This window comes from Microbacterium maritypicum (assembly GCF_008868125.1).
In the GTDB taxonomy this organism is placed as follows: Bacteria; Actinomycetota; Actinomycetes; order Actinomycetales; family Microbacteriaceae; genus Microbacterium; species Microbacterium maritypicum.
In genome coordinates this window covers 394,076-413,624 of sequence record NZ_WAAQ01000003.1, presented here as the reverse complement: position 1 = coordinate 413,624, position 19,549 = coordinate 394,076, and the positions used below count along the sequence as shown (strand labels likewise).

Below are 19,549 nucleotides of genomic sequence, written 5' to 3'. Positions count from 1 at the left end.
CGTCCGCCGCCGCCGTCCGATCGCCCGCGCGATCATCCTCCCGTGCTGGGGGTGAACGCGCGGTTCATGACTGGTATCCGAGCACCGTGGTCATGCCGGTCTCGGCGTGGTAGATGTTGTGGCAGTGCGCGACCCACTGGCCGGGGTTGTCGGCGTCGAAGTCGACTGTCAGGGTCTGGCCCGGGAGGATGATGGAGGTGTCCTTCCGGGGGCCGCCGTTCGCGTGCTGGTAGGTGTGGCCGTGCAGGTGGAACGGATGCCACATCTCGGTGTCATTGCGGATCCGCAACTGCACCCGCTCCCCCCTACTGATCGCGTGCGCGTCCCGCAACGGGTCGTTCATGTCGAACCGGCGCCCATTGATCCCCCAGTCGTACGCCTCCATCCCCCCGGTCAGCGCGAGGTGCACGACCCGGTCGGGGGATGCCTGGTGCAGGGTGACGGAGGCGGTCGCGCTCAGCCCGGCAGCGGTGCCAACCCTGCCGGTGCCGAGCTCGGCGACGGGGACGTCGCTGGCCGGAGCCGTGCCAGCGGCGGTGCGAACGAGCGCGAACGCGCGATCCTGCTTGCCTTCCGCGTCGGCGACGACAGGGAACACCCCATCGTCCAGGGTGACCTGCAGGTCGTAGCGTTCGCCCATCCCGATCAGGACACTGTCGACCTCGACAGGATCCACCGGGAACCCGTCGGTGTGGGTGATCGTCAGGGTGTGGCCGCCGATCGCGAACCGGAACGCGGTGTCGCTACCGGCGTTGATGACACGGATCCGCACCCGGGCACCAGGAGTGCCGGTGAATTGGGCGGGGTCGGCTTTGGGTTTGCCGTTGATGAGGTAGTGCGGGTAGTAGACGTCGCCGGCGTCGCCGCCGAGCAGGTCGGAGGTGGCACCCATCAGCAGGTTCCCCATCCGCATGAACATGTCGCCCATCCCGCCCATGTCTCCCATGCCCTTCGAGAGGTCGGTGAGGACCTGGTCCGGGGTGGCGGTGACGCCGTCGAGCCAGTCGTCGAGGATCAGCACCCATTCGTCGTCCCACGTCACCTTCTCGTCCGGGTCGTCGATGATGAGCGCACCGTAGAGGCCGTGGTCCAGTTGCGGGCCGACGTGGGGGTGGAACCAGTAGGTGCCCGGATGCGGGGTGACGAACTCGTATGCGAACTGTCCGCCCGGGGCGATGGGGGCTTGGGTGACCGGAGGGACCCCATCCATGTCGTTGCGGAGGGCGAGTCCGTGCCAGTGCACGGAGGTGTCCGCGTCGAGCTGGTTGCGGACGGTCGCTTTCAGCGTGTCGCCTGCGGTGAGCCGGATTACCGGGGCCGGGATACCTCCGAACGCCCAGGTGGCGGCGGCGGTACCGGCCAGGTCGAGCGTGGTGGGGGCGGCGGTGAGGTCGACGGTGGTGACTCGGCCGGTGCCGCCGCGGTTCTTCTCCGTGCCGGACACCGCTGCGCCGGTGGGTGTCACCCATTGCGGCGCGGGGGTGCAGGAGGCGAGCACGGCTGCCGCGACGGCGCCCAGTCCGAGTCCGAGCACACCTCGTCGGGTCAGCAGCATCGGGGAGGACGGTGTGGGAGAGAGCGGACGGTCAGGCATGTTCGGGCTCCTTCTGCATGGTCGTCGCAGCGGGCGCCTGGGCGGGCAGGCGGAGCCGCTTGAGGAGGAGGGCGTTGACGGCGACGATCACGGAGGAACCGGACATCGACAGGGCGGCGATCTCCGGGGACAGCATGATCCCGAACGCCGGATAGAACACGCCAGCGGCGATGGGGAGGGCGGCGGCGTTGTATCCGATGGCCCAGCCCAGGTTCTGCCGCATCTTTCGCAGTGTGCCCTTGCCGATCTTGAGTGCGATCGCAACATCGAGCGGGTCCGAGCGCATCAGGACCACGTCGGCGGTCTCGATGGCGACGTCGGTGCCGGCGCCGATCGCGATGCCGAGGTCGGCCTGGGCGAGGGCGGGGGCGTCGTTGACGCCGTCGCCGACCATCGCGACCTTCTTGCCCGTCTTCTGCAGCTCGGCGACCTTCGCGGACTTGTCCTCGGGGAGCACATCCGCGATCACGGTGTCGATGCCGAGGAGAGCGGCGATCCGGTCGGCGGTGGGCTTGTTGTCCCCGGTGAGCATTGCGACCTCGACGCCCTGCTCGTGGAGAGCGTCGATCGCGGTCTTTGCGGTGTCCCGGGGTGCGTCGGCGAGACCGATGATCCCGGCGACTTGCCCGTCCACGGCGAACAGGATCGCGGTGCGGCCGGACCCAGCCAGGTCCTGCTGAGCGGCCTGCACCCCGCTGATGTCGATCCCCTCCCCGGTGAGAAGGCGCGGGTTGCCGAGGACGACCTGTCGACCGTCGACGGTGGCGATCGCGCCCTGCCCGGTGACGTTTCGGAACGCGGTCGCGGTGCGACGGGGGATGTCGCGGGCGTCGGCGTAATTCACGATCGCTTTCGCCAGAGGATGCTCGGATTCCCGCTCCAACGCGACCGCGAGGGAGAGAGTCTCGAGCTCGTCGCCGCCGACGGGGATGTAGTCGGTGACCTCCGGCTCCCCCTTGGTGAGGGTGCCGGTCTTGTCGAACACGACCGTGTCGATGTGGGCGGCGGTTTCGATCCCGGAGGCGTTCTTGAACAACACGCCCCGTTTCGCGCCGAGCCCGGTGCCGACCATGATCGCCGTCGGGGTGGCGAGGCCGAGCGCGTCGGGGCAGGTGATGACGACGACGGTGATAGCGAACAGGATCGCCATCGGGATTGCAGCGCCGGCGAGCAGCCACACCAGGAAGGTGAGGGTGCCGCCGATCAGGGCGACCAGGACGAGCCAGAACGCTGCCCGGTCGGCGAGGCGCTGCCCGGGGGCTTTGGAGTTCTGCGCCTCCTGCACGAGCTTCACGATCTGCGCCAACGCCGTGTCCGAGCCGACTTTGGTGGCTGTGACGCGGAGGGTGCCGACGGTGTTCACGGTCGCTCCGATCACCTCCGACCCGGGCGCTTTGTCCACCGGCATGGACTCGCCGGTGACCATCGACTCGTCCACCTCGGACTCTCCGGATTCCACGACACCGTCGGTGGGGATCTTCGCCCCCGGCCGCACCAGCATCAGATCCCCCGGGACGACCTCGCTGGTGGGGATCTCGACCTCCTGCCCGTCACGGATCACGACCGCCTGCGAGGGTGCGAGCTCCAGGAGGGTGCGGATGGCGTCGTTCGCGCCGCCGCGGGCGCGCATCTCCACCCAATGCCCCAGCAGCACGAAGGTGGCAAGCACCGTGGCGGCTTCGTAGAACACTTCACCGCCGCCGGTGAGGGTGACCGCGAGGGAGTACAGCCAGCCGGCGCCGACACCGACTGCGACGAGCACCATCATGTCGAGGGTCTTCGCGCGCAGCGCCCGGTAGGCGCCGTCGAAGAAGATCCACGCCGAGTAGAAGATCACCGGCAGCGACAGGATCAGCATGAACACGTCATCGCGCAGCCCGAACGGTGCCGGCACCTCGAATCCGATCACCTCCCGCCCGATCGGAGACCACAGGGTGATCGGGATCGACAGGATCAGCGCGACCAGGAACCGGTTGCGCATGTCGCGGATCATCGCGTCCATCGACATCCCGCCGTGATGCCCACCGTGGCCCATCATCTCCTGCGCACTGTGACCCGACGCTGCACCATGATCGTGCCCACCCGCGGCCGCGGTGTGACCGGCGTGCTCGACGTGGTGACCGGCATGCTCACCGTCATCCGCCGTCGCCGACGGGGCGTGCGTGTGGTCGTGGCCAGCGGCGTGGTCGTGGACGGGGTCGTCGTGATAGCCCGCAGGACCCTTATGGCCCGCGTGGCTGGCGTGACCCGTGGCATCCGTGTGGCCCTCGTGCGCGTCGTGACTCGCGTGCGGTTCTTGTGCGCCCTCAGCTGCGGGGCCGTGGTGGGCGCTGTGGTCGTGCGCACCCTCGTCGTGCGGGTCGTGCACGGGGTCGCAGATATGGTCGGGGACGGACTGGCCGGCGCAGTGATACCCGCAGTCGATGACCCATTGCTGGAGGTGGGCGACCGAGGTGGTCTCGGGGTCGTAGGTGACGGTCGCGGTCTGTGAGACCGGGTTCGCGTCCACGGCGATCACTCCGGGTTGTCGGCTCAGGTGGGCTTCGGTGACGTTCTTGGAGGTCGCGCGGATCATGCCGCTGACCTGCAGGGTCACGGTTCTGGTGTCGCTCATTTCGGTTCCTTCCCGAGGGTGGGGTCGGTGGTGTCGGGGTGGGGCCATTGCCAGTCGGCGACGGCGGGGATGTCGGTGCCGTGCTCGCGGGTGTGGGCGCGGGCGTGCAGGCGGGCGTCCTGCAGCTCCTGCCGCAGGCCGGCGTGGCGGGCGGCGAGGCCCGGGACGTGGTCGAGGACGTCGATCGCGAGCCGGTACCGGTCGAGGTCGTTGAGCATGACCATGTCGAACGGGGTCGTGGTGGTGCCGCGCTCCTGGAAGCCGTGCACGTGCAGGTTCTGGTGCCCGGCGCGCTTGTAGGTGAGTCGGTGGATCAGCCACGGGTAGCCGTGGTAGGCGAAGATCACCGGCTTGTCGGGAGTGAAGATCGCATCGAACTCCCGGTCCGGGAGACCGTGCGGGTGCTGGTCCTCGGATTGCAGCCGGGTCAGGTCGACCACGTTCACCACCCGCACTCTCAGGTCGGGGATGTGCTCGCGCAGCAGCGCCGCCGCGGCGAGGGTCTCGAGGGTGGGGACGTCGCCGGCGGCGGCGAGCACCACATCCGGCTCGGTGCCTTCGGTTTCGGTGCCCGCCCACGGCAGGATCCCGAGCCCGCGGGTGCAGTGCTCGATCGCCTCGTCCATCGTCAGCCACTGCGGGGCGGGCTGCTTCCCGGCGACGACGACGTTGATGTACCCGGCCGAGCGCAGGCAGTGGTCGTAGGTGGACAGCAGCGTGTTCGCGTCGAACGGCAGGTAGACGCGGACGATGTCGGGGCTCTTGTTCAGGGCGAGGTCGATGAACCCGGGGTCCTGGTGAGAGAACCCGTTGTGGTCCTGCCGCCAGACGTGGCTGGAGAGCAGGTAGTTGAAGCTCGGGATCGGGTCCCGCCACGACACCTCCCGGGCCGCTTCGAGCCATTTGGCGTGCTGGTTGAACATCGAGTCGACGATGTGGGTGAACGCCTCGTAGCAGTTGAACAGCCCATGCCGGCCGGTAAGGACGTAGCCCTCGAGCCAGCCCTGGCACTGGTGCTCGCTGAGCACCTCCATCACCCGCCCAGTCGGGGCCAGGTGCTCGTCGACGGGCTCCACGGCCGCGTTCCACTGCTTGCCGGTGGCCTGGTAGACGGGTGGGGCGAGCCGGTTGGAGGCGGTCTCGTCCGGGCCGAAGATGCGGAAGTTGTCCGGGTTGTCCCGGATCACCCCCGCCAGCCACTCGCCCAGCACGCGGGTCGCTTCCCCGGTTCCCGCACCCCGCTCGGCCGGGTCGACCGGCTGCGCGGGCTTGTGGAAGTCCGGGAGCCGCAGCGGGACGGTGAGTTGTCCGCCGTTGCCGGCCGGGTTCGCGCTCATCCGCCGATCCCCGTCCGGGGCGATCGCGACCGTGGCCGGGCGGGGGGCGCCGGTCACGTCGAACAGCTCGTGCGGGCGGTAGGACGCCAGCCAGTCCTCGAGGATCCGCAGGTGCTCGGGATTGTCGCGGACCTCGGCGAGCGGCACCTGGTGTGCCCGCCAGGTGCCCTCCACCGGCAGACCGTCGATGATCTTCGGGCAGGTCCACCCCTTCGGGCTGCGCAGCACGATCGCCGGCCACGCCGGCCGCCCCTCCAGCGTCCCGGCCGCCGCGGCGGCCTTGATGTCCGCGATCTCATCCAGCACCGCATCCAGGACCGCCGCGAACGTCGCGTGGGACTCCTGCGGGGTCTCGCCATCGAAGCCGACCGTGACGACGTGGGGGTGATGGCCGTAGCCGCGCAGCAGCGCGACCAGCTCTTCCTCGGGGATGCGGGACAGCACGGTCGGGTTGGCGATCTTGTACCCGTTCAGATGCAGGATCGGCAGCACCACCCCGTCATGGGCGGGGTTGAGGAACTTGTTGCCGTGCCACGCGGTCGCCAGCGGCCCGGTCTCCGCCTCCCCGTCACCGATCACGCAGGCGACCAGCAGGTCGGGGTTGTCGAACGCGGCCCCGTAGGCGTGCACGAGGGAGTAGCCCAGCTCCCCGCCCTCGTTGATCGACCCGGGCGTTTCCGGGGACGCGTGCGAGGGGATCCCGCCCGGGAAGGAGAACTGCCGGAACAGCGCCCGCAGCCCCTCTTCGGTGCGGTCGATGCCCGGGTAGCGTTCGGTGTAGGTGCCGTCGAGGTAGGCGTTGGCGACCATGCCGGGTCCGCCGTGCCCGGGCCCGGTCACGTACAGGGTGTTCAGGTCGCGGTCGCGGATGGCGCGGTTCAGGTGGGCGTAGAGGAAGTTCAGGCCCGGGGTGGTGCCCCAATGGCCCAGCAGCCGCGGCTTGATGTCGTCCCGGCTGAGGCGGTGGCGCAGCAGCGGGTTACCCTGCAGGTAGATCTGGCCGATGCTCAGATAGTTCGCCGCCCGCCACCACGCATCCACCGCCGCCAACTGCTCGGCGGTGGCATCAGTGGTGCGGTGCGCCCACGCGGGGGGTGCCGGTGTGGGGGTCATGGTCGGTCTCCTTCCGATCCGCGGTCGCTCGGGTCGCGCCAGGTGCGAATGACGGTGGTCATGGTGTTGCCGCCGGGATGAGAACGGTGGCGGTGGTGTCGCGGATCCAGACCACGCCGCGGTCATCGACCAGGACGATCGCACCGTCCCCGGTGACCCCGAGGGCTTGGACGGTTCCCGTGGTGGTGCCGACGTTCTCCCAGCCGGTGCCGACTAGGCGTCGCAACGTCCCGTCGGTGTCCACTCCGACCACCCCACCGGTTGGGTCGGTCTCCACCAGGTACAGCACTGGCGCGTCCGGCGCCGGGGTGAAGGTGGCGCCACCGTCGGTGCTGTGCTGCAGCCCGTCCTGGGTGGCGGCGTACAGGGTGCCGTCGGTCGCGGCGGCCAGGTCGACGGCGGGCAGCTCGGCACCGTCCGCCCAACTCTGCCCGCCGTCGCTGCTGGTGCGCAGCAGCGGGCGGGAGGATCCGATCCCGTACAGGGTGCCGTCGCCGGTGACGGTGAGGACGTGGAAGTCCTCTTCCCCGGTGAACGCGACCGGTTCCCACGAGGCGCCGGCGTCGAGGCTGCGGATGATGCCGAGGTTGGGGGCGCCGAGCTCCGCCGGGGTGGACGGGCCGGGGTGCCCGGACGCGTAGAGGGTGTCACCGGTAGCGGTCAGTCCCATCGCGTCCAGGTCGATGCCACCGACCGGGCCGGTGACGGTGCCGTCCTCGCCCAGCGTGTACAGGCCGGTGTGGGTGCCCAGCAGCACGGTGCTGTCACCGGCGTCGACGATGCCGTGCACATGCCCGAACCCGGCCGCGGTGCTCGCGGGGGCATCGGGCTCCGCAGGGGTGGTGCTGCAGCCCGTGAGCAGCAGCGCGACGGTGACGGTGGCCGTGATCGCCAGTCTGCGGGTGGTGGGAGAGATCATGAACGGAGGTCCTTTCCGTGCGGGTACGCCGGATACCGGTGACCGCACAGGGGTCGAGGGTGGGGCCTCGGACGGGACCGGCATCGGGAGCGCGGGTCCCGTCCGAGGGGTACCGGGTCAGAGGGTGGCGAGGATGTCCTGCATCGTGGTGATCTCGGCGGTCTGCCCGTCGATGATCTGCTGCGCGAGGGCGGCCACGTCCGGGTTCTGTCCGTCGGTGAGCACCGACTGCGCCATCGTCACGGCGCCCTGGTGGTGAGCGATCATGCCGTTCAGGAACAGGCGGGTCGCCTCGACCCCGGTCGCGGCATCCAGAGCGGCCATGTCGTCCTCCGACATCATCCCGCCGCCCATGTCCATGCCGTCCATCCCGGACATGGAGTCGTCGTACGGGACGCCCCACTCCTGAAGCCAGCCCTTCATGGTCTGGATCTCCGGGTCCTGTGCGGCCTTGATCTGCTCGGCGAGGGAGACGACTCGCTCGTCGATGCCGTCTTTCGCGAGGATCTGATCGGCCATCTCGATGGCCTGCTGGTGGTGCGGGATCATCATGGTCACGAACATCTCGTCCGCGGCGTTGAACGCGGCGGCGGACTGGGAGGGGGCGGTGCTGGTCATCCCCCCGGGTCCGTGGTCCATGCCGGGCATGGTGCCGTCGGTGGGGGCGCAGCCGGCGAGCACGAGCACGGTGGCCAGGGCGCCGGCGGTCAGCGTGAGAGTACGAAAACGCATCAGGGGTGTCCTTGTCTATTCAGTCGGTGAGGGTCTGATTCAGTGCCCGGGAGGGCAGGGTGCAGCATCCCCGGCAAGGGTCGCCGGGGTTCAGGCGGAATCAGGTGCGACTGATGGACAGGACAAGCAGTGAAGGCGGGCGGGGATGCGGCAATCCGACCAGCAGAGTCCGGGTATGGGAGCGCGAGCGGGCTACGGCGTATGTGAGAAGGGCACGGGACGTCGGGGCGAGCAGGACGATCACCGCGGCCAGCAGCGCCAGCACGCACACCATCATCAGCATCGAGTGATCCGGCATCCCCGCAGGGCTGCCGCACCCGTCCTGGCAATGCCCTCCAGCGCCCTCCGCCGCAGCTGCGGTCATCGGCGTATCGTCGGCGGCGGCTGGTGCGGAGCCGACCTGGCTGTGCGTGCTCATCGCGCTGGTCTCTGATGCCAGGGCGGGCTGGTGGGAACCGGTCAGGATGTGCATGGACAGCAGCCCGGTGATGATCGCCAGGGCGATCGGAGCGGCCAGCAGGAGCCGTCGCACCCCGGGGGTCAGACGCGCGTGCGAGCGAATCACGTTCACGACCGACCTCCTTCCCGTCCAGGGTAGCGGTGCCTTGCCTCCGCGACACGGTCAGAACACCACGCACGGGAGCGGGTGCCCCCTACCACTCAGCATATACCCATCCGGGGTATCCAGGATGGGTATCGCTTCGGGGATGGCTACCCGCCCGGGGTATGCTGGGCGTGATCGAGGAAGGGGCGTCGACGGTGAACCAGGTGGTGGCGCGACGGCGGGCACTCGGGTCCCGGCGTGCCCTGTGGTTCTACCTGGCCGCGGTGACCGCGATCATCGCGGGGCTGCTTGCGATGCATTCGCTGAGTCTGGAAGAGGACCAGGCGGGCACTGTCGTGTCCGCCTCCGCAGTCGTTGCGGCCCCCGATGCCGCCGCTGATGTCCTGGTCAGCGGGGTGGTGACGCCCTCGTGCGATGAGACGGTCTGCGGGACGTCTCATGCTTTCGCTGCCGTGACGTGTCTGCTCGCGTTGCTGACCCTGCTCATCCTGGTGCTCCCGGCCCGGGACGGGTGGATGTCGCTGCTGGCGTGGCTGCGATCCCTCCCCGGCAGGTCGAGCTCGTTCACGTCCGGGTCGCCTCTTCTGCGGCCCTCCCTGATCGTGCTGTCGATCAGCCGCACCTGATCAGCACCCCGCCCGCGCCCGCCGCCTGAGCCGCCGCCGGCGCGTGATGTCGCCGACGGTCCACGATGTGCGGCCCGCAGGCGAGCGCGACCCGTCTGCGGCAGCGCCATGGGTGATCCGATCCCGGATTCTCGCCGTGCACTCCGGGCCGCGGCTCCCGGTTGGACCGTGTGACGGCGACCGTGCGCACCTTCATCGTCCCCCTCATCCAGGAAAGTCTTGTATGCCCGAACCCGCCCCCTCCACCCCGACTCCCGGTACCGGAACGCGCCGTGCGGCGAGAGCCGCCCTGTCTTCCCCACCCGTCCAGACGCGACGCGATCGACGCCGTCGGCCCACCCGTGCCGCCCGGACACCTCGACACGCGCCGCGCCGCACGCTCACCCGATCCCGGATGCTCGCCGGCGCGGTGATGCTCCCGGTCGCGTCGATCGCCGGACTGCCGTTGCTGATCCCGTTGACGCCGGAGCCGGTGTTCGCCGTCGAGGCGACCCGCACCCCGGTGCGCGCCCAGTCGTTCACCACCCCCGACACCGTCACCGGGACGGTGATGGTGCGCGGGGACTACACGGTGGCGGTGACCGCCCCCGTCGGGACCGAGTCGTACGCGCACACCGCGGACACGTTCACCAACGACCCGGCATCGGCGGTGCAGTGGCCGTTCACCGTGGGAGTGCCGATCAGCAGCACGTTCGGGTACCGCACCCCGCCATGCCCGTCCTGCTCAAATTTCCATGCCGGACTGGACATGACCCCCGGGATCGGCACCCCGATCCAGGCGATCGCCGACGGGGTGGTCACCACCGCGACGGAGCAGGGCGGCGCGTACGGGGTGTACGTGGTGATCCGGCACGAGATCGACGGGCAGGTCGTGGAAAGCGCGTACGCGCACATACGGGAAGGGTCCCTCGCCCTGACCCCGGGACAGACCGTGCGGGTGGGGCAGATGGTCGGCCGGGTCGGGGACAGTGGACGCAGCTTCGGCGCACACCTGCACTTCGAGATCCGCACCGGAGGCGAAGCGGTGGACCCGCTGGCGTGGCTTCCGGCGAGGGTGAGGCCCTGATGGACGCACTCCTCATTGTGGCTCCGGCGCTGATCCCGAGCCCGGGGATCAGCTTCGTTCAGGTCGGTCCGTTCCAGATCCGGTTCTACGCGCTGGCGATCCTGGCCGGGATCGTGCTGGCGGTGCTGATCACCGGCCGTCGGCTGCGGGCGGTCGGGCACCCGGCCGGGGTCGTGGTGGATGTGGCGATGTGGGCGGTGCCGTTCGGGATCCTCGGCGCCCGGATCTACCATGTGCTCACCCATCCCGGCGACTACTTCTTCCCTGGCGCGGACCTGTGGCGGGTGCTCTACATCTGGGAAGGCGGGATCGCAATCTTCGGTGCGATCCTGGGCGGGCTGGTCGGGATTGTGATCGGCACCCGTCGCGCCGGGATCCCGGTGCTGCTGTTCCTGGACGCGCTCGCGCCGGGGATGCTGGTCGCCCAGGCGGTGGGACGGCTGGGGAACTACTTCAACCAGGAGCTGTTCGGCCCGCCCACCACCTTACCGTGGGGGCTGCAGATCGACCCCTCAGCCCCCGCGATCCCGCCGGGGACCCCGGCGGGGACCCTGTTTCATCCGCTGTTCCTGTACGAGCTGCTGTGGAACCTGGCCGGCGCCGCCGTGATCGTGCTGCTCGAGCAGCACCGCCGCCGGCACGGCCGGATCACGCTGGGCGCCGGGCGGAGTCTGGGCGTGTACCTGCTGTGGTACGGGGCGGGGCGGGCGGTGCTGGAGTCCATCCGGCTGGATCCCACCGAGCTGCTCGCCGGCGGGCTGAAAGCGAACGTGCTCACCGCCCTGGTGGCCGCCGTACTGGGGGTCGGGCTGCTCGCCCACGCCTCCTGGCGCGCCCGCCGCCGCGCACCCGTCCGGGGGAGGGGGGATGCGCGTGTCGATCCGCAGTGAGCAGGCCCCGCAGCTGCCCGCCGATCACGTCGACCGGCCGGTGGAGGAGCGCACGAATCCGCGCCTGAGCGTGTCGGGGTGGGCGCGGTGGGCGTGGCGGCAGCTGACCAGCATGCGCACCGCCCTGGTGTTGTTGCTGCTGCTCGCGGTGGCCGCGATCCCCGGGTCGTTGATCCCGCAACGCTCCTCCGACCCGAACGGGGTGATCCAGTTCGACAAGACCAACCCGGGCTGGATGTGGGCGGTGGACCTGCTGCAGCTGCACGACGTGTTCGGGTCGGTGTGGTTCTCCGCGATCTACCTGCTGTTGTTCGCGTCGCTGATCGGCTGCGTCATCCCCCGCATCCGCCACCACCTGACCGCGCTGCTCGCCCCGCCCCCGGCCACCCCCCGCAACCTGTCCCGCCTGCCCGCCCACACCCGCCGCGTCCTCCCCGACACGCCCCCCGGTGCGGTCTTGGACGCGGCCGAGAAGGCGCTGCGTCGGCAGCGGTACCGCACCCGCCGGGTCCGCGGCGACGACGGACGGGACTCGGTCGCAGCCGAGCGCGGCTACCTGCGGGAGACCGGGAACCTGCTGTTCCACGTGGCGCTGCTGGCGGTGCTGGTCGTGGTCGGCGTCGGCGGCGGGTTCCGGTTCACCGGGCAGCGGGTGCTGGTGGAGGGGCAGACGTTCGCGTCCACCCGGATCGCGTACGACTCGTTCACCGCCGGCCGGTTCATCACTGACACGCAGATCCCGGCGTTCTCCCTCACCCTGGACCGGTTCCGCGTCGACTACGTCCTGGACAACGTCAACGCGCTCGGCATGCCGAAGACGTTCGACGCGCAGGTCACGACCACCACTGGCGGCACCCGGCAGGCCTCCAGCATCCGGGTCAACGAGCCGCTGCCGGTGGCTGGCACCGACATCTATCTGCTCGGCAACGGGTACGCCCCCACCCTCACCGTCCGAAACCCGGCCGGGAAGATCGTGTTCCGTGACACGGTCCCGTTCCTGCCGCAGGACGCGAATTTGACCAGCTTGGGCATCGTGAAGGTTCCCGACGGGCTGGCCGAGCAGGTCGGCCTGGTCGGGATGCTGTACCCCACCCGCGCGACCACCGCCTCTGGGGCGTTCGCGTCCAGCTACCCGGACCTGCTGGACCCGGTCGTCACCTTCAACGTGTACGTCGGCGACCTGGGCCTGAACACCGGGGTCCCGGTGTCGGTGTACGCACTGGACACCAGCACCCTCACCCAGATCGCCGGGCGGGGCACCCCCACCCCCGCCCTGCAGTTGGTCCCCGGCACCCCGGTTCCGCTGCCGGACGAGCTGGGCACGATCGAGCTCGGCCCGATCCCCCGATTCGCGTCGCTGGAGATCGCCGCCGACCCCACCCAAACCCCCACTCTGATCGCCGCGGTCGTCGCGATGGCCGGGTTGGCCCTGTCCCTGTTCGTGCCCCGCCGCCGCCTTTGGGTCCGCGCAACCACCGGCCGGGACGGCGGCACGGTGCTTGAGGTCGCCGGGCTCGCCCGCGGCGACGACCCCCGCCTGCAACCCACCGTCGACACCCTCGCCACCCGCCTCACCCCTTCCCCCGCACCCCTTCGAGGAGGCTCTGATGACCCCGTTCCTTGACGCCCTGTCCCTGCTGCTGGTGTACTCGGCGATCGCGATCTACGCCGCCGCATTCGTCGCCTACACCCTTCACCTCGCCCGCCGCGCCAGCACCCCTGCCGTCCCGGTCACCGTCCGGGTGCCGGTCACCGCCGGCGCCACCAGCACCACCGACCCGGACCTGGCAGGCACACCCACCGCCCCCGCCCCCGACACCGCACCCGGTGCCGCCGCTGCCCCGGGGGGCGGACGGGGGGCGGGGAAGGCGGCGCGGGTCGGGTTCGTGTTGACCGTGCTGGGCTGGGTGTTCCATCTTGCCGGGGTGGTGCTGCGCGGGGTCGCCGCGGACCGGGTGCCGTGGGCGAACATGTTCGAGTTCTCCCTCACCGGCACCGCCCTGATCATCGCCACCTTCCTGGCCGTGTCGCTGCGGGTGCGGCTGGCGTACCTGGGCAGCGCCGTGCTCGGGCTGACCGTGCTGCTGCTCGGCGTCGCGACGGTCAGCTTCTACGTCCCCGTCGTCCCCCTGATGCCCGCCCTGCAATCCGGGTGGCTGGTCATCCACGTGCTGGTCGCGCTGCTGGCGACCGCGTTCTTCGGGCTCGCGTTCCTCGTCTCCCTCACCTACCTGCTCACCACCCGCCGCCGCAGCCTCCCCTCCCGGCTCACCCGGCTGCGGGACAGTCTGCCCGGGCCGGAGGATCTGGACCGACTCGCATACCGGCTGACGATCGTCGGGTTCATCCTGTGGACCTTCACCCTGATCGCCGGGGCGATCTGGGCCGGCCGCGCCTGGGGCAGGTTCTGGGGGTGGGACGTGAAAGAGGTGTGGACGTTCATCATCTGGGTGCTCTACGCCGGATACCTGCACGCCACCGCCACCCGCGGCTGGGCCGGCACCCGCGCCGCCTGGCTGTGCATCGTCGGCTTCGCCGCCGTGCTGTTCAACTTCGGCGTCGTCAACGTCTTCTTCACCGGCCTGCACTCCTACTCCGGACTGTGACCCGCCCCCTGCGAAAGGACCCCGCTCATGACCCGCACCACCCCCCGCCCCGCCCCAGCTGAGGACCCGCAACGCGCCTGGCGGCGACACCGCCTGCTCGTCCGGGTCGGCCAGGCCCTGATGGCCGCCGGCGCGATCGTCGCGATCATCCACTGGCTCGCGCACCTGGAAGTGTTCGGCCCTGGCCAGCCCTCCGGCTGGCTCGACCTGGTCGCCGGGTACCCGACCGGGGCGCTGCTGCTGATCACCGGCGCCATCCTCGCCGGCCGCCGCCGCCCCACCAGCAAGAGCACGAACACCTGACCGACCGGAGTGATCCCGCATGCGCACCCCCACCACCCTGACACGCCCACCCCGCCGCGCCGTCACCGCCGCCGCGGTCGCCGTGTTCGGCGCGCTCGTCCTGCTTCTGGCCGGGTGCACCGCCCAGACGCCCGGCCTGTTGTCCTCCTCCCCGTCCCCGGGGTATCTGTCCGCGGACGAGACCGTGCGGGAGATCCCCGCCGACCAGCGCGACGACCCGGTCACCTTCACCGGCACCACCGACACCGGGGAGCAGGCGGATTCCACCGCGTGGGCGGGTTCGGTCGTTGTGGTGAACTTCTGGTACGCCGCCTGCCCGCCCTGCCGTGCCGAAGCGCCCGACCTGGAAGCCCTCGCCCAGACCTACCAGCCCGACGGTGTCGTGTTCATCGGCGTCAACGTGCGCGACAGCGCCGACACCGCCGCCGCGTTCGAGAACCAGTTCGGCATCACCTACCCGTCGATCCTGGACGCCACCACCGGCACGGTGCAAGCCGCGTTCGCCGGGAAAGCCGCCCCCGGCGCCGTGCCCACCACAATCGTCCTGGACCGCACCGGCCGGATGGCCGCCCGCATCATCGGGCAACTGCCTACCCGCACCACCCTCGCCGCCCTCATCGACACCGTCCTCGCCGAGACGAGCCCCTGATGGGGGAGATCATCACCGCCGGCAGCATCTGGGCCGCCCTCCCCCTAGCCCTCCTCGCCGGGCTGGTGTCCTTCGCCTCCCCCTGCGTGCTCCCCCTCGTGCCCGGCTACCTCGGCTACCTCACCGGCACCACCACCACCGCGGGGGTCTCCCGGTGGCGGGCGCTGGCCGGGACCGGACTGTTCACCCTCGGCTTCTCCGTCCTGTTCATCGGCTACGGGGCCGCGTTCGGCGCCCTGGGGGCCTGGCTCATCCGCTGGCAAGATCTCCTCACCCGCATCCTCGGGATCGTGGTCCTGCTGATGGGGCTCGTGTTCCTCGGCGTGTTCCGGCTCTTCCAACGCACCGCGAAACCCGCCATCCACCCACCCAGCGGGCTGGCCGGAGCTCCCCTGCTCGGCATCGCGTTCGGGCTCGGCTGGACCCCGTGCCTGGGCCCCACCCTCGCCGCGATCTCCGCCCTCAGCCTCACCACCGGCAACCCCGCCCGCGGCGCCCTCCTCGCCGTCACCTACTGCCTGGGCCTGGGGTTGCCCTTCATCGCCGCCGCCGCCGGCCTGAACTGGGCCACCGGAAGCATCACGTTCCTGCGCCGCCACATCCGCACCATCAACATCACCGGCGGGGTCCTCATGATCGCCACCGGCATCGCGATGATCAGCGGAGCCTGGACACTCCTCACCTCCAGCATCCAGAACCTCATCGGAGCCACCGTGCTCCCCCTCTAACACACCTCTAACACCCCGCTGCCGCCGGGAGCGGGGCCATGGCGTTAGCCGCCAGGGCCGGACCGGCTCCCTGCCGCATCACAGAAAGGACAGACCATGCGACCACACGGCAGCCGTGACCGCGCCCCCATCCCGTCCGAGCCGGACCCGGCCCGCGGTTCCCCGGCGCTGGGGGCAGGGGGCGTCTGGGTCGCCGCAGCGGCCGCGGCCGCCGGGGTTGGGTCGGCGTATTGGGACGACTCCTGGCACACCACCCTCGGCCGGGACAGCACCTTCATCCCTCCGCACCTGCTGCTGTATGCGTCGATCCTCACCGTCGGGGTCGTGATCGCCGGCTGGGGGTGGCGGCGGCTGGCCGCGACACGATCCGTGGCCGCCGTGTTCCGCACTCCCGGGTTCGCCCTCGCGGTCGCTGCGGCGGTCGCGACCGCGGCGGCCGCGCCCGCCGACGCGTTCTGGCACACCGCGTTCGGGCGTGACGCGGTGCTCTGGTCGCCCCCGCACCTGCTGTCGGTGATCGGCACCCTGTGCGTGCTGATCGGCCTGCTCACCGGCACCGACCGGCACGTGCCCGCCCCGCCGCGGATCGCCCTGGCCGCAGGCGTGCTGGGGGCGGCGCTGATCATCGTGATGGAATACGACACCGACGTGCCCCAGTTCACCGAGACCCTGTACCTGCCGCTGCTGCTGGCGACCACGCTCGGCGCGGCATGGGTGATCACCACCCTGGTCCCCGGCCGCACCCGCCTTGTCCTCGTCGTCGCCGTGTACCTGGTGTTCCGGGTGGTGCTGTGGGTGCTGCTCACCACCTCTGGGTGGCTCGCCCCCGACCTGCCGGTCGCGGTGGCCGGGCTCTTCCTGCTGGCCCTGCCCGTCCCCCGGTGGCGGTGGCCGGTGGCCGCCCTCGCCGTGACCACCCTGCAACTGCTGGCCTCCGGGACCGGGATCAGCAGCGTCCCACCCACCCCCGTCGCCTGGTCCGCCGTCGGCACCACCACGGTGATCATCGTCAGCATGATCGCCCTCACCGTGCGGCCGGGGACTCGCCTCCGATCCGGCGGCGCGGCCGCGGCCCTCACCCTTCTGCTGGTCGCCCTCGCCCCGCCCCCACCCGCGCAGGCGCACGACCCCGGCCAGGGCACCGCCTACGGCACCGCACAGATGACCGTCACCGGCGACGGCACCGGGCAGCTGACCGTCACCATCACCGGCATCCGCCTCACCGACGACACCGACCTCACCCCGTCCCGTCTGGTCGCCCGCCGCACCGGAGAGGACCTCACCGCGCCGCTGCGCGCACAACCCGGCACCCCGCCTCCCGGTACCTTCACCGGGGAACTGGCACTGCCGTCACCGGGGCTGTGGTTCGTGTACGCCCAGTTCGCCACCGGCGAACGCACCCTCGAGGTGTGGGTGCCCGTCGATCAGCAACTCACCGGCCCGCAGAGCCAGCAGCGCAACCTCTACCAGCCCGTCACCGCCCTCACCCCGTCACCGGGGCAGATCATCCTCGGCGCCGTGCTCCTCGCCGTCTCGACGGCACTCACGGTCGCCGCGGCCGTCACCGTCGCCCGCCGCCGACGCGTCCTCCCTCCCGCGACCACCTGACCACGGCGAGGTCACCGCGCCCCGTTGCGGGCGGGCGGGCGATCTCGGCCTCCGGCAACCGAAACGGTCGGGCACGATGAGCTGGGCACCCCTGGCATCCGCCTGCTGTGCTGCCGGAGGGCGCGGACGTGACTCGACGCGGCAACGGCGACCACAACGGCGGCGGTTCTTCGGTTCGTGGGGTTATTCGGTGACGTTGATGATCATGGTCAGGCCGCCAGCGCCGTCGGTTTCGACGTTGTTGTTGGTGGTGTGGTGGTTGATGTGGCAGTGGATGAGCCACTGGCCGGGCTCGAGCGCGTTCCAGAGCACGTCGTAGCGTTGTCCCGGCCCGACGTTGATCGTGTCGGCCTGGAACTGCTGCGCCGTGGTGAGGGCCGCCCCGTCGCGGGCGACGACGGTGAACGGGCCGCCGTGGATGTGCATCGGGTGGATGTCGTTGGTGTTCGAGCCGATGAACCGCACCCGGAGGGTCTCCCCCACCTTCATGTCGATGGTCTCGGTGGCCGGGTACGCCTTCCCGTTGATGGTGAAGTAGTTCGGCATGCCCCCTTCCATCGGCATCGCCGGATAGGTCAGCCCCTCCCGGGACAGCCACTCCTGCAGCTGGATCGTGTACTCGCGATCGGCAGGCGGCTGCAGGCCAGGGTCGGCGGGGTCGATGATCAGCGCCCCGTACAGGCCGAGGGCCTGCTGCCGGTCGGCGTGATCGTGGGAGTGGTAGAAGAACGTGCCCCACTGCTTCACCGTGTACTCGTACCGGTAGGTGTCGCCGGGTTGGATGGGATCCTGGGTGATCCCGGCGGGCCCGTCCATCTCGTTGGGCACGTCCAGGCCGTGCCAGTGCACGGTCGTGGACTCGTCGAGCTCGTTGGTCACGTCGATGCGGATCCGGTCGCCCTGGGTGACCTGCAGCCGAGGCCCCGGGATCTGCCCGTTGTACGCGTACGCGTCGACGGTGACGCCGGGGAGGATCTCCCAGCGGATCTGCGACACGGTCAGCTCGAACACCCTCACCCCGTCCTCGACGCGGGCAGGTTCCAGCACCTCATCACCGCGGGTGTCCACGTCGTACGCGGCGGTCGCGGCCCGCGGGTCGACGGCGGCCATGTCCCGCATCGCCTCGGCGGGGGTGTCACGGGTCATGATCATCCCGGGCGGCATGATCAGCCCACCGACGTCGTGCGCGCTGAGAGTCATGTTGACGGCGTTAGCGGGGGCGACCATCCCGACCACGAGCGCGATCGCGGAGAACGCGCCGACCACGGTCAGCTGCGGCACGGTCACCGCTCCGGCGCCAGAAGGCTGGTGCGCCTCATGCCCCGACCCCGGCGACGACGCACCGCCCGCCGCCTGGTCGTGGCCGGCGTGCGCCTCCGGCCGCGGGCTGTGCTGCGCGTGCGCGTCATGCTCCTGGGGGTGGGTGGCGGGCTGGGGGCGGACGGTCATCAGACCGTGCTTGAGGCCCTTCTTCACCATCCACACGTTCACGGGGTAAGCGAGCACGAACCCGACCGCGATCCCGAAACTCATCACCGCCCAGAACAGCAACTCGGTGGGCAGCATGGCCCGCATGTCGCGGCCCATCATCAGCAGCGACATCACCGGCGCCATGCCCGCCATCATCAAGTTCATGCTGATGAACTCGGGCAGGAACGAGCGGCGCACGTTCTGCCAGTAGCTGCCGCCCATCATGTTCTTCATGAACAGGGCCTGGAACACGAACAACCCGAACGCGAACCCGGCGGCGTACTCGATGATCAGATCCAGCCACATCGGCAGGCCCAGCGACGCGACGACGACGGCGGCGACGATGATGCCGGTGGCATCGCCCGCGACGCAGTGGATGGTCGAGCCGATGCCCTGCTTCCACAGCGGCCGGGTGAACTCCTCATGCTCTCCCGGCCGTGGCTCCTTGTCCGCGAGCACATACAGCAGCGCCCCGATCGGCCCCAGGTAGAGGGTGACCAGGATGAAGCCCCACTTCATCACCGCCGGCTCCGGGTTGTGACGGAACTGGTCCACCCCGACCCAGATCGTGCTGATCGCGACCAGCACGAACCAGGCGACCAGGAAATAGTCGATCGGTTGAATCAACCTCGCCCGCCTCTCCCTCGCACACGACTCCCCCACACCTTATACCCCCTATAGGTATTCTTTCAATCGGCGCCGCCTCGGGTGCCGACGGGTGCACGTGCC

General features: G+C 70.4%; 16 protein-coding genes. 9 read left to right on the top strand and 7 right to left on the bottom strand.

Annotated elements, in window-relative coordinates; translation table 11 throughout:
- Positions 1-64 precede the first annotated feature (64 nt).
- The 6 genes from F6W70_RS17665 to F6W70_RS17640 all read right to left on the bottom strand — a co-directional run bounded on the left by F6W70_RS17665 (position 65) and on the right by F6W70_RS17640 (position 8,880).
- The gene (locus tag F6W70_RS17665) at positions 65-1,594 is read right to left on the bottom strand and encodes a multicopper oxidase family protein (protein ID WP_151487482.1); all 1,530 of its coding nucleotides are present in this window, start codon (positions 1,592-1,594) and stop codon (positions 65-67) included.
- Positions 1,587-4,208: a heavy metal translocating P-type ATPase gene (locus F6W70_RS17660; RefSeq protein WP_151487481.1), complete on the bottom strand. Its 2,622-nt coding sequence runs from the start codon at positions 4,206-4,208 to the stop codon at positions 1,587-1,589. Before F6W70_RS17660 ends, F6W70_RS17665 begins: the two co-directional genes overlap by 8 nt.
- Complete coding sequence (locus tag F6W70_RS17655; RefSeq protein ID WP_151487480.1) at positions 4,205-6,658, bottom strand: phosphoketolase family protein; 2,454 nt, start codon at positions 6,656-6,658, stop codon at positions 4,205-4,207. Before F6W70_RS17655 ends, F6W70_RS17660 begins: the two co-directional genes overlap by 4 nt.
- Before the next feature lie 58 nt (positions 6,659-6,716).
- Entirely contained in the window at positions 6,717-7,577 is an 861-nt protein-coding gene (locus tag F6W70_RS17650; protein WP_151487479.1) for a F510_1955 family glycosylhydrolase, read from the bottom strand.
- A 117-nt stretch (positions 7,578-7,694) separates the two neighbouring features.
- Positions 7,695-8,309: a DUF305 domain-containing protein gene (locus tag F6W70_RS17645; RefSeq protein ID WP_151487478.1), complete on the bottom strand. Its 615-nt coding sequence runs from the start codon at positions 8,307-8,309 to the stop codon at positions 7,695-7,697.
- A 100-nt stretch (positions 8,310-8,409) separates the two neighbouring features.
- Positions 8,410-8,880, bottom strand: coding sequence for a DUF6153 family protein (locus F6W70_RS17640; RefSeq protein ID WP_151487477.1), 471 nt, complete (start codon positions 8,878-8,880; stop codon positions 8,410-8,412).
- A gap of 164 nt (positions 8,881-9,044) precedes the next feature.
- Here F6W70_RS17640 and F6W70_RS17635 point away from each other — a divergent pair, with 164 nt between their 5' ends.
- The 9 genes from F6W70_RS17635 to F6W70_RS17595 all read left to right on the top strand — a co-directional run bounded on the left by F6W70_RS17635 (position 9,045) and on the right by F6W70_RS17595 (position 17,350).
- Positions 9,045-9,500, top strand: a complete 456-nt coding sequence (locus tag F6W70_RS17635) for a DUF6153 family protein (protein ID WP_056207388.1) — start codon at positions 9,045-9,047, stop codon at positions 9,498-9,500.
- A gap of 223 nt (positions 9,501-9,723) precedes the next feature.
- Entirely contained in the window at positions 9,724-10,566 is an 843-nt protein-coding gene (locus tag F6W70_RS17630) for a M23 family metallopeptidase (RefSeq protein WP_170287956.1), read from the top strand.
- The gene (gene lgt / locus F6W70_RS17625; protein ID WP_005049593.1) at positions 10,566-11,456 is read left to right on the top strand and encodes a prolipoprotein diacylglyceryl transferase; all 891 of its coding nucleotides are present in this window, start codon (positions 10,566-10,568) and stop codon (positions 11,454-11,456) included. Before F6W70_RS17630 ends, lgt begins: the two co-directional genes overlap by 1 nt.
- Positions 11,434-13,080 carry a cytochrome c biogenesis protein ResB gene (gene resB / locus F6W70_RS17620; protein ID WP_005049591.1) on the top strand — a complete coding sequence of 549 codons (1,647 nt, stop codon included), beginning with the start codon at positions 11,434-11,436 and terminating at the stop codon, positions 13,078-13,080. Before lgt ends, resB begins: the two co-directional genes overlap by 23 nt.
- On the top strand, positions 13,064-14,062 hold the full coding sequence (ccsB, locus tag F6W70_RS17615; protein ID WP_151487475.1) for a c-type cytochrome biogenesis protein CcsB: 999 nt from the start codon (positions 13,064-13,066) through the stop codon (positions 14,060-14,062). The genes resB and ccsB overlap by 17 nt, the downstream gene beginning before the upstream one ends.
- Before the next feature lie 27 nt (positions 14,063-14,089).
- Positions 14,090-14,365, top strand: a complete 276-nt coding sequence (locus F6W70_RS17610; protein WP_005049588.1) for a hypothetical protein — start codon at positions 14,090-14,092, stop codon at positions 14,363-14,365.
- Positions 14,366-14,384: 19 nt separating this feature from the next.
- A complete protein-coding gene (locus tag F6W70_RS17605) occupies positions 14,385-15,014 on the top strand; it encodes a TlpA family protein disulfide reductase (RefSeq protein WP_005049587.1) in 630 nt (209 codons plus the stop codon).
- On the top strand, positions 15,014-15,742 hold the full coding sequence (locus F6W70_RS17600) for a cytochrome c biogenesis CcdA family protein (RefSeq protein ID WP_005049586.1): 729 nt from the start codon (positions 15,014-15,016) through the stop codon (positions 15,740-15,742). Before F6W70_RS17605 ends, F6W70_RS17600 begins: the two co-directional genes overlap by 1 nt.
- A gap of 96 nt (positions 15,743-15,838) precedes the next feature.
- Positions 15,839-17,350, top strand: coding sequence for a hypothetical protein (locus F6W70_RS17595; RefSeq protein ID WP_060960783.1), 1,512 nt, complete (start codon positions 15,839-15,841; stop codon positions 17,348-17,350).
- Positions 17,351-17,533: 183 nt separating this feature from the next.
- On the opposite strand, the gene F6W70_RS17590 is transcribed toward F6W70_RS17595, so the two are convergent.
- Positions 17,534-19,447, bottom strand: a complete 1,914-nt coding sequence (locus tag F6W70_RS17590) for a multicopper oxidase domain-containing protein (protein ID WP_060960784.1) — start codon at positions 19,445-19,447, stop codon at positions 17,534-17,536.
- Positions 19,448-19,549: the final 102 nt, after the last annotated feature.

Coding starts and splice junctions, on each gene's coding strand:
- F6W70_RS17660 (WP_151487481.1), bottom strand. CDS start 4,208: ATGAGCGACACCAGAACCGTGACCCTGCAGGTCAGCGGCATGATCCGC.
- ccsB (WP_151487475.1), top strand. CDS start 13,064: ATGACCCCGTTCCTTGACGCCCTGTCCCTGCTGCTGGTGTACTCGGCG.
- lgt (WP_005049593.1), top strand. CDS start 10,566: ATGGACGCACTCCTCATTGTGGCTCCGGCGCTGATCCCGAGCCCGGGG.
- F6W70_RS17600 (WP_005049586.1), top strand. CDS start 15,014: ATGGGGGAGATCATCACCGCCGGCAGCATCTGGGCCGCCCTCCCCCTA.
- F6W70_RS17610 (WP_005049588.1), top strand. CDS start 14,090: ATGACCCGCACCACCCCCCGCCCCGCCCCAGCTGAGGACCCGCAACGC.
- F6W70_RS17645 (WP_151487478.1), bottom strand. CDS start 8,309: ATGCGTTTTCGTACTCTCACGCTGACCGCCGGCGCCCTGGCCACCGTG.
- F6W70_RS17630 (WP_170287956.1), top strand. CDS start 9,724: ATGCCCGAACCCGCCCCCTCCACCCCGACTCCCGGTACCGGAACGCGC.
- resB (WP_005049591.1), top strand. CDS start 11,434: ATGCGCGTGTCGATCCGCAGTGAGCAGGCCCCGCAGCTGCCCGCCGAT.
- F6W70_RS17665 (WP_151487482.1), bottom strand. CDS start 1,594: ATGCCTGACCGTCCGCTCTCTCCCACACCGTCCTCCCCGATGCTGCTG.
- F6W70_RS17595 (WP_060960783.1), top strand. CDS start 15,839: ATGCGACCACACGGCAGCCGTGACCGCGCCCCCATCCCGTCCGAGCCG.
- F6W70_RS17655 (WP_151487480.1), bottom strand. CDS start 6,658: ATGACCCCCACACCGGCACCCCCCGCGTGGGCGCACCGCACCACTGAT.
- F6W70_RS17650 (WP_151487479.1), bottom strand. CDS start 7,577: ATGATCTCTCCCACCACCCGCAGACTGGCGATCACGGCCACCGTCACC.
- F6W70_RS17605 (WP_005049587.1), top strand. CDS start 14,385: ATGCGCACCCCCACCACCCTGACACGCCCACCCCGCCGCGCCGTCACC.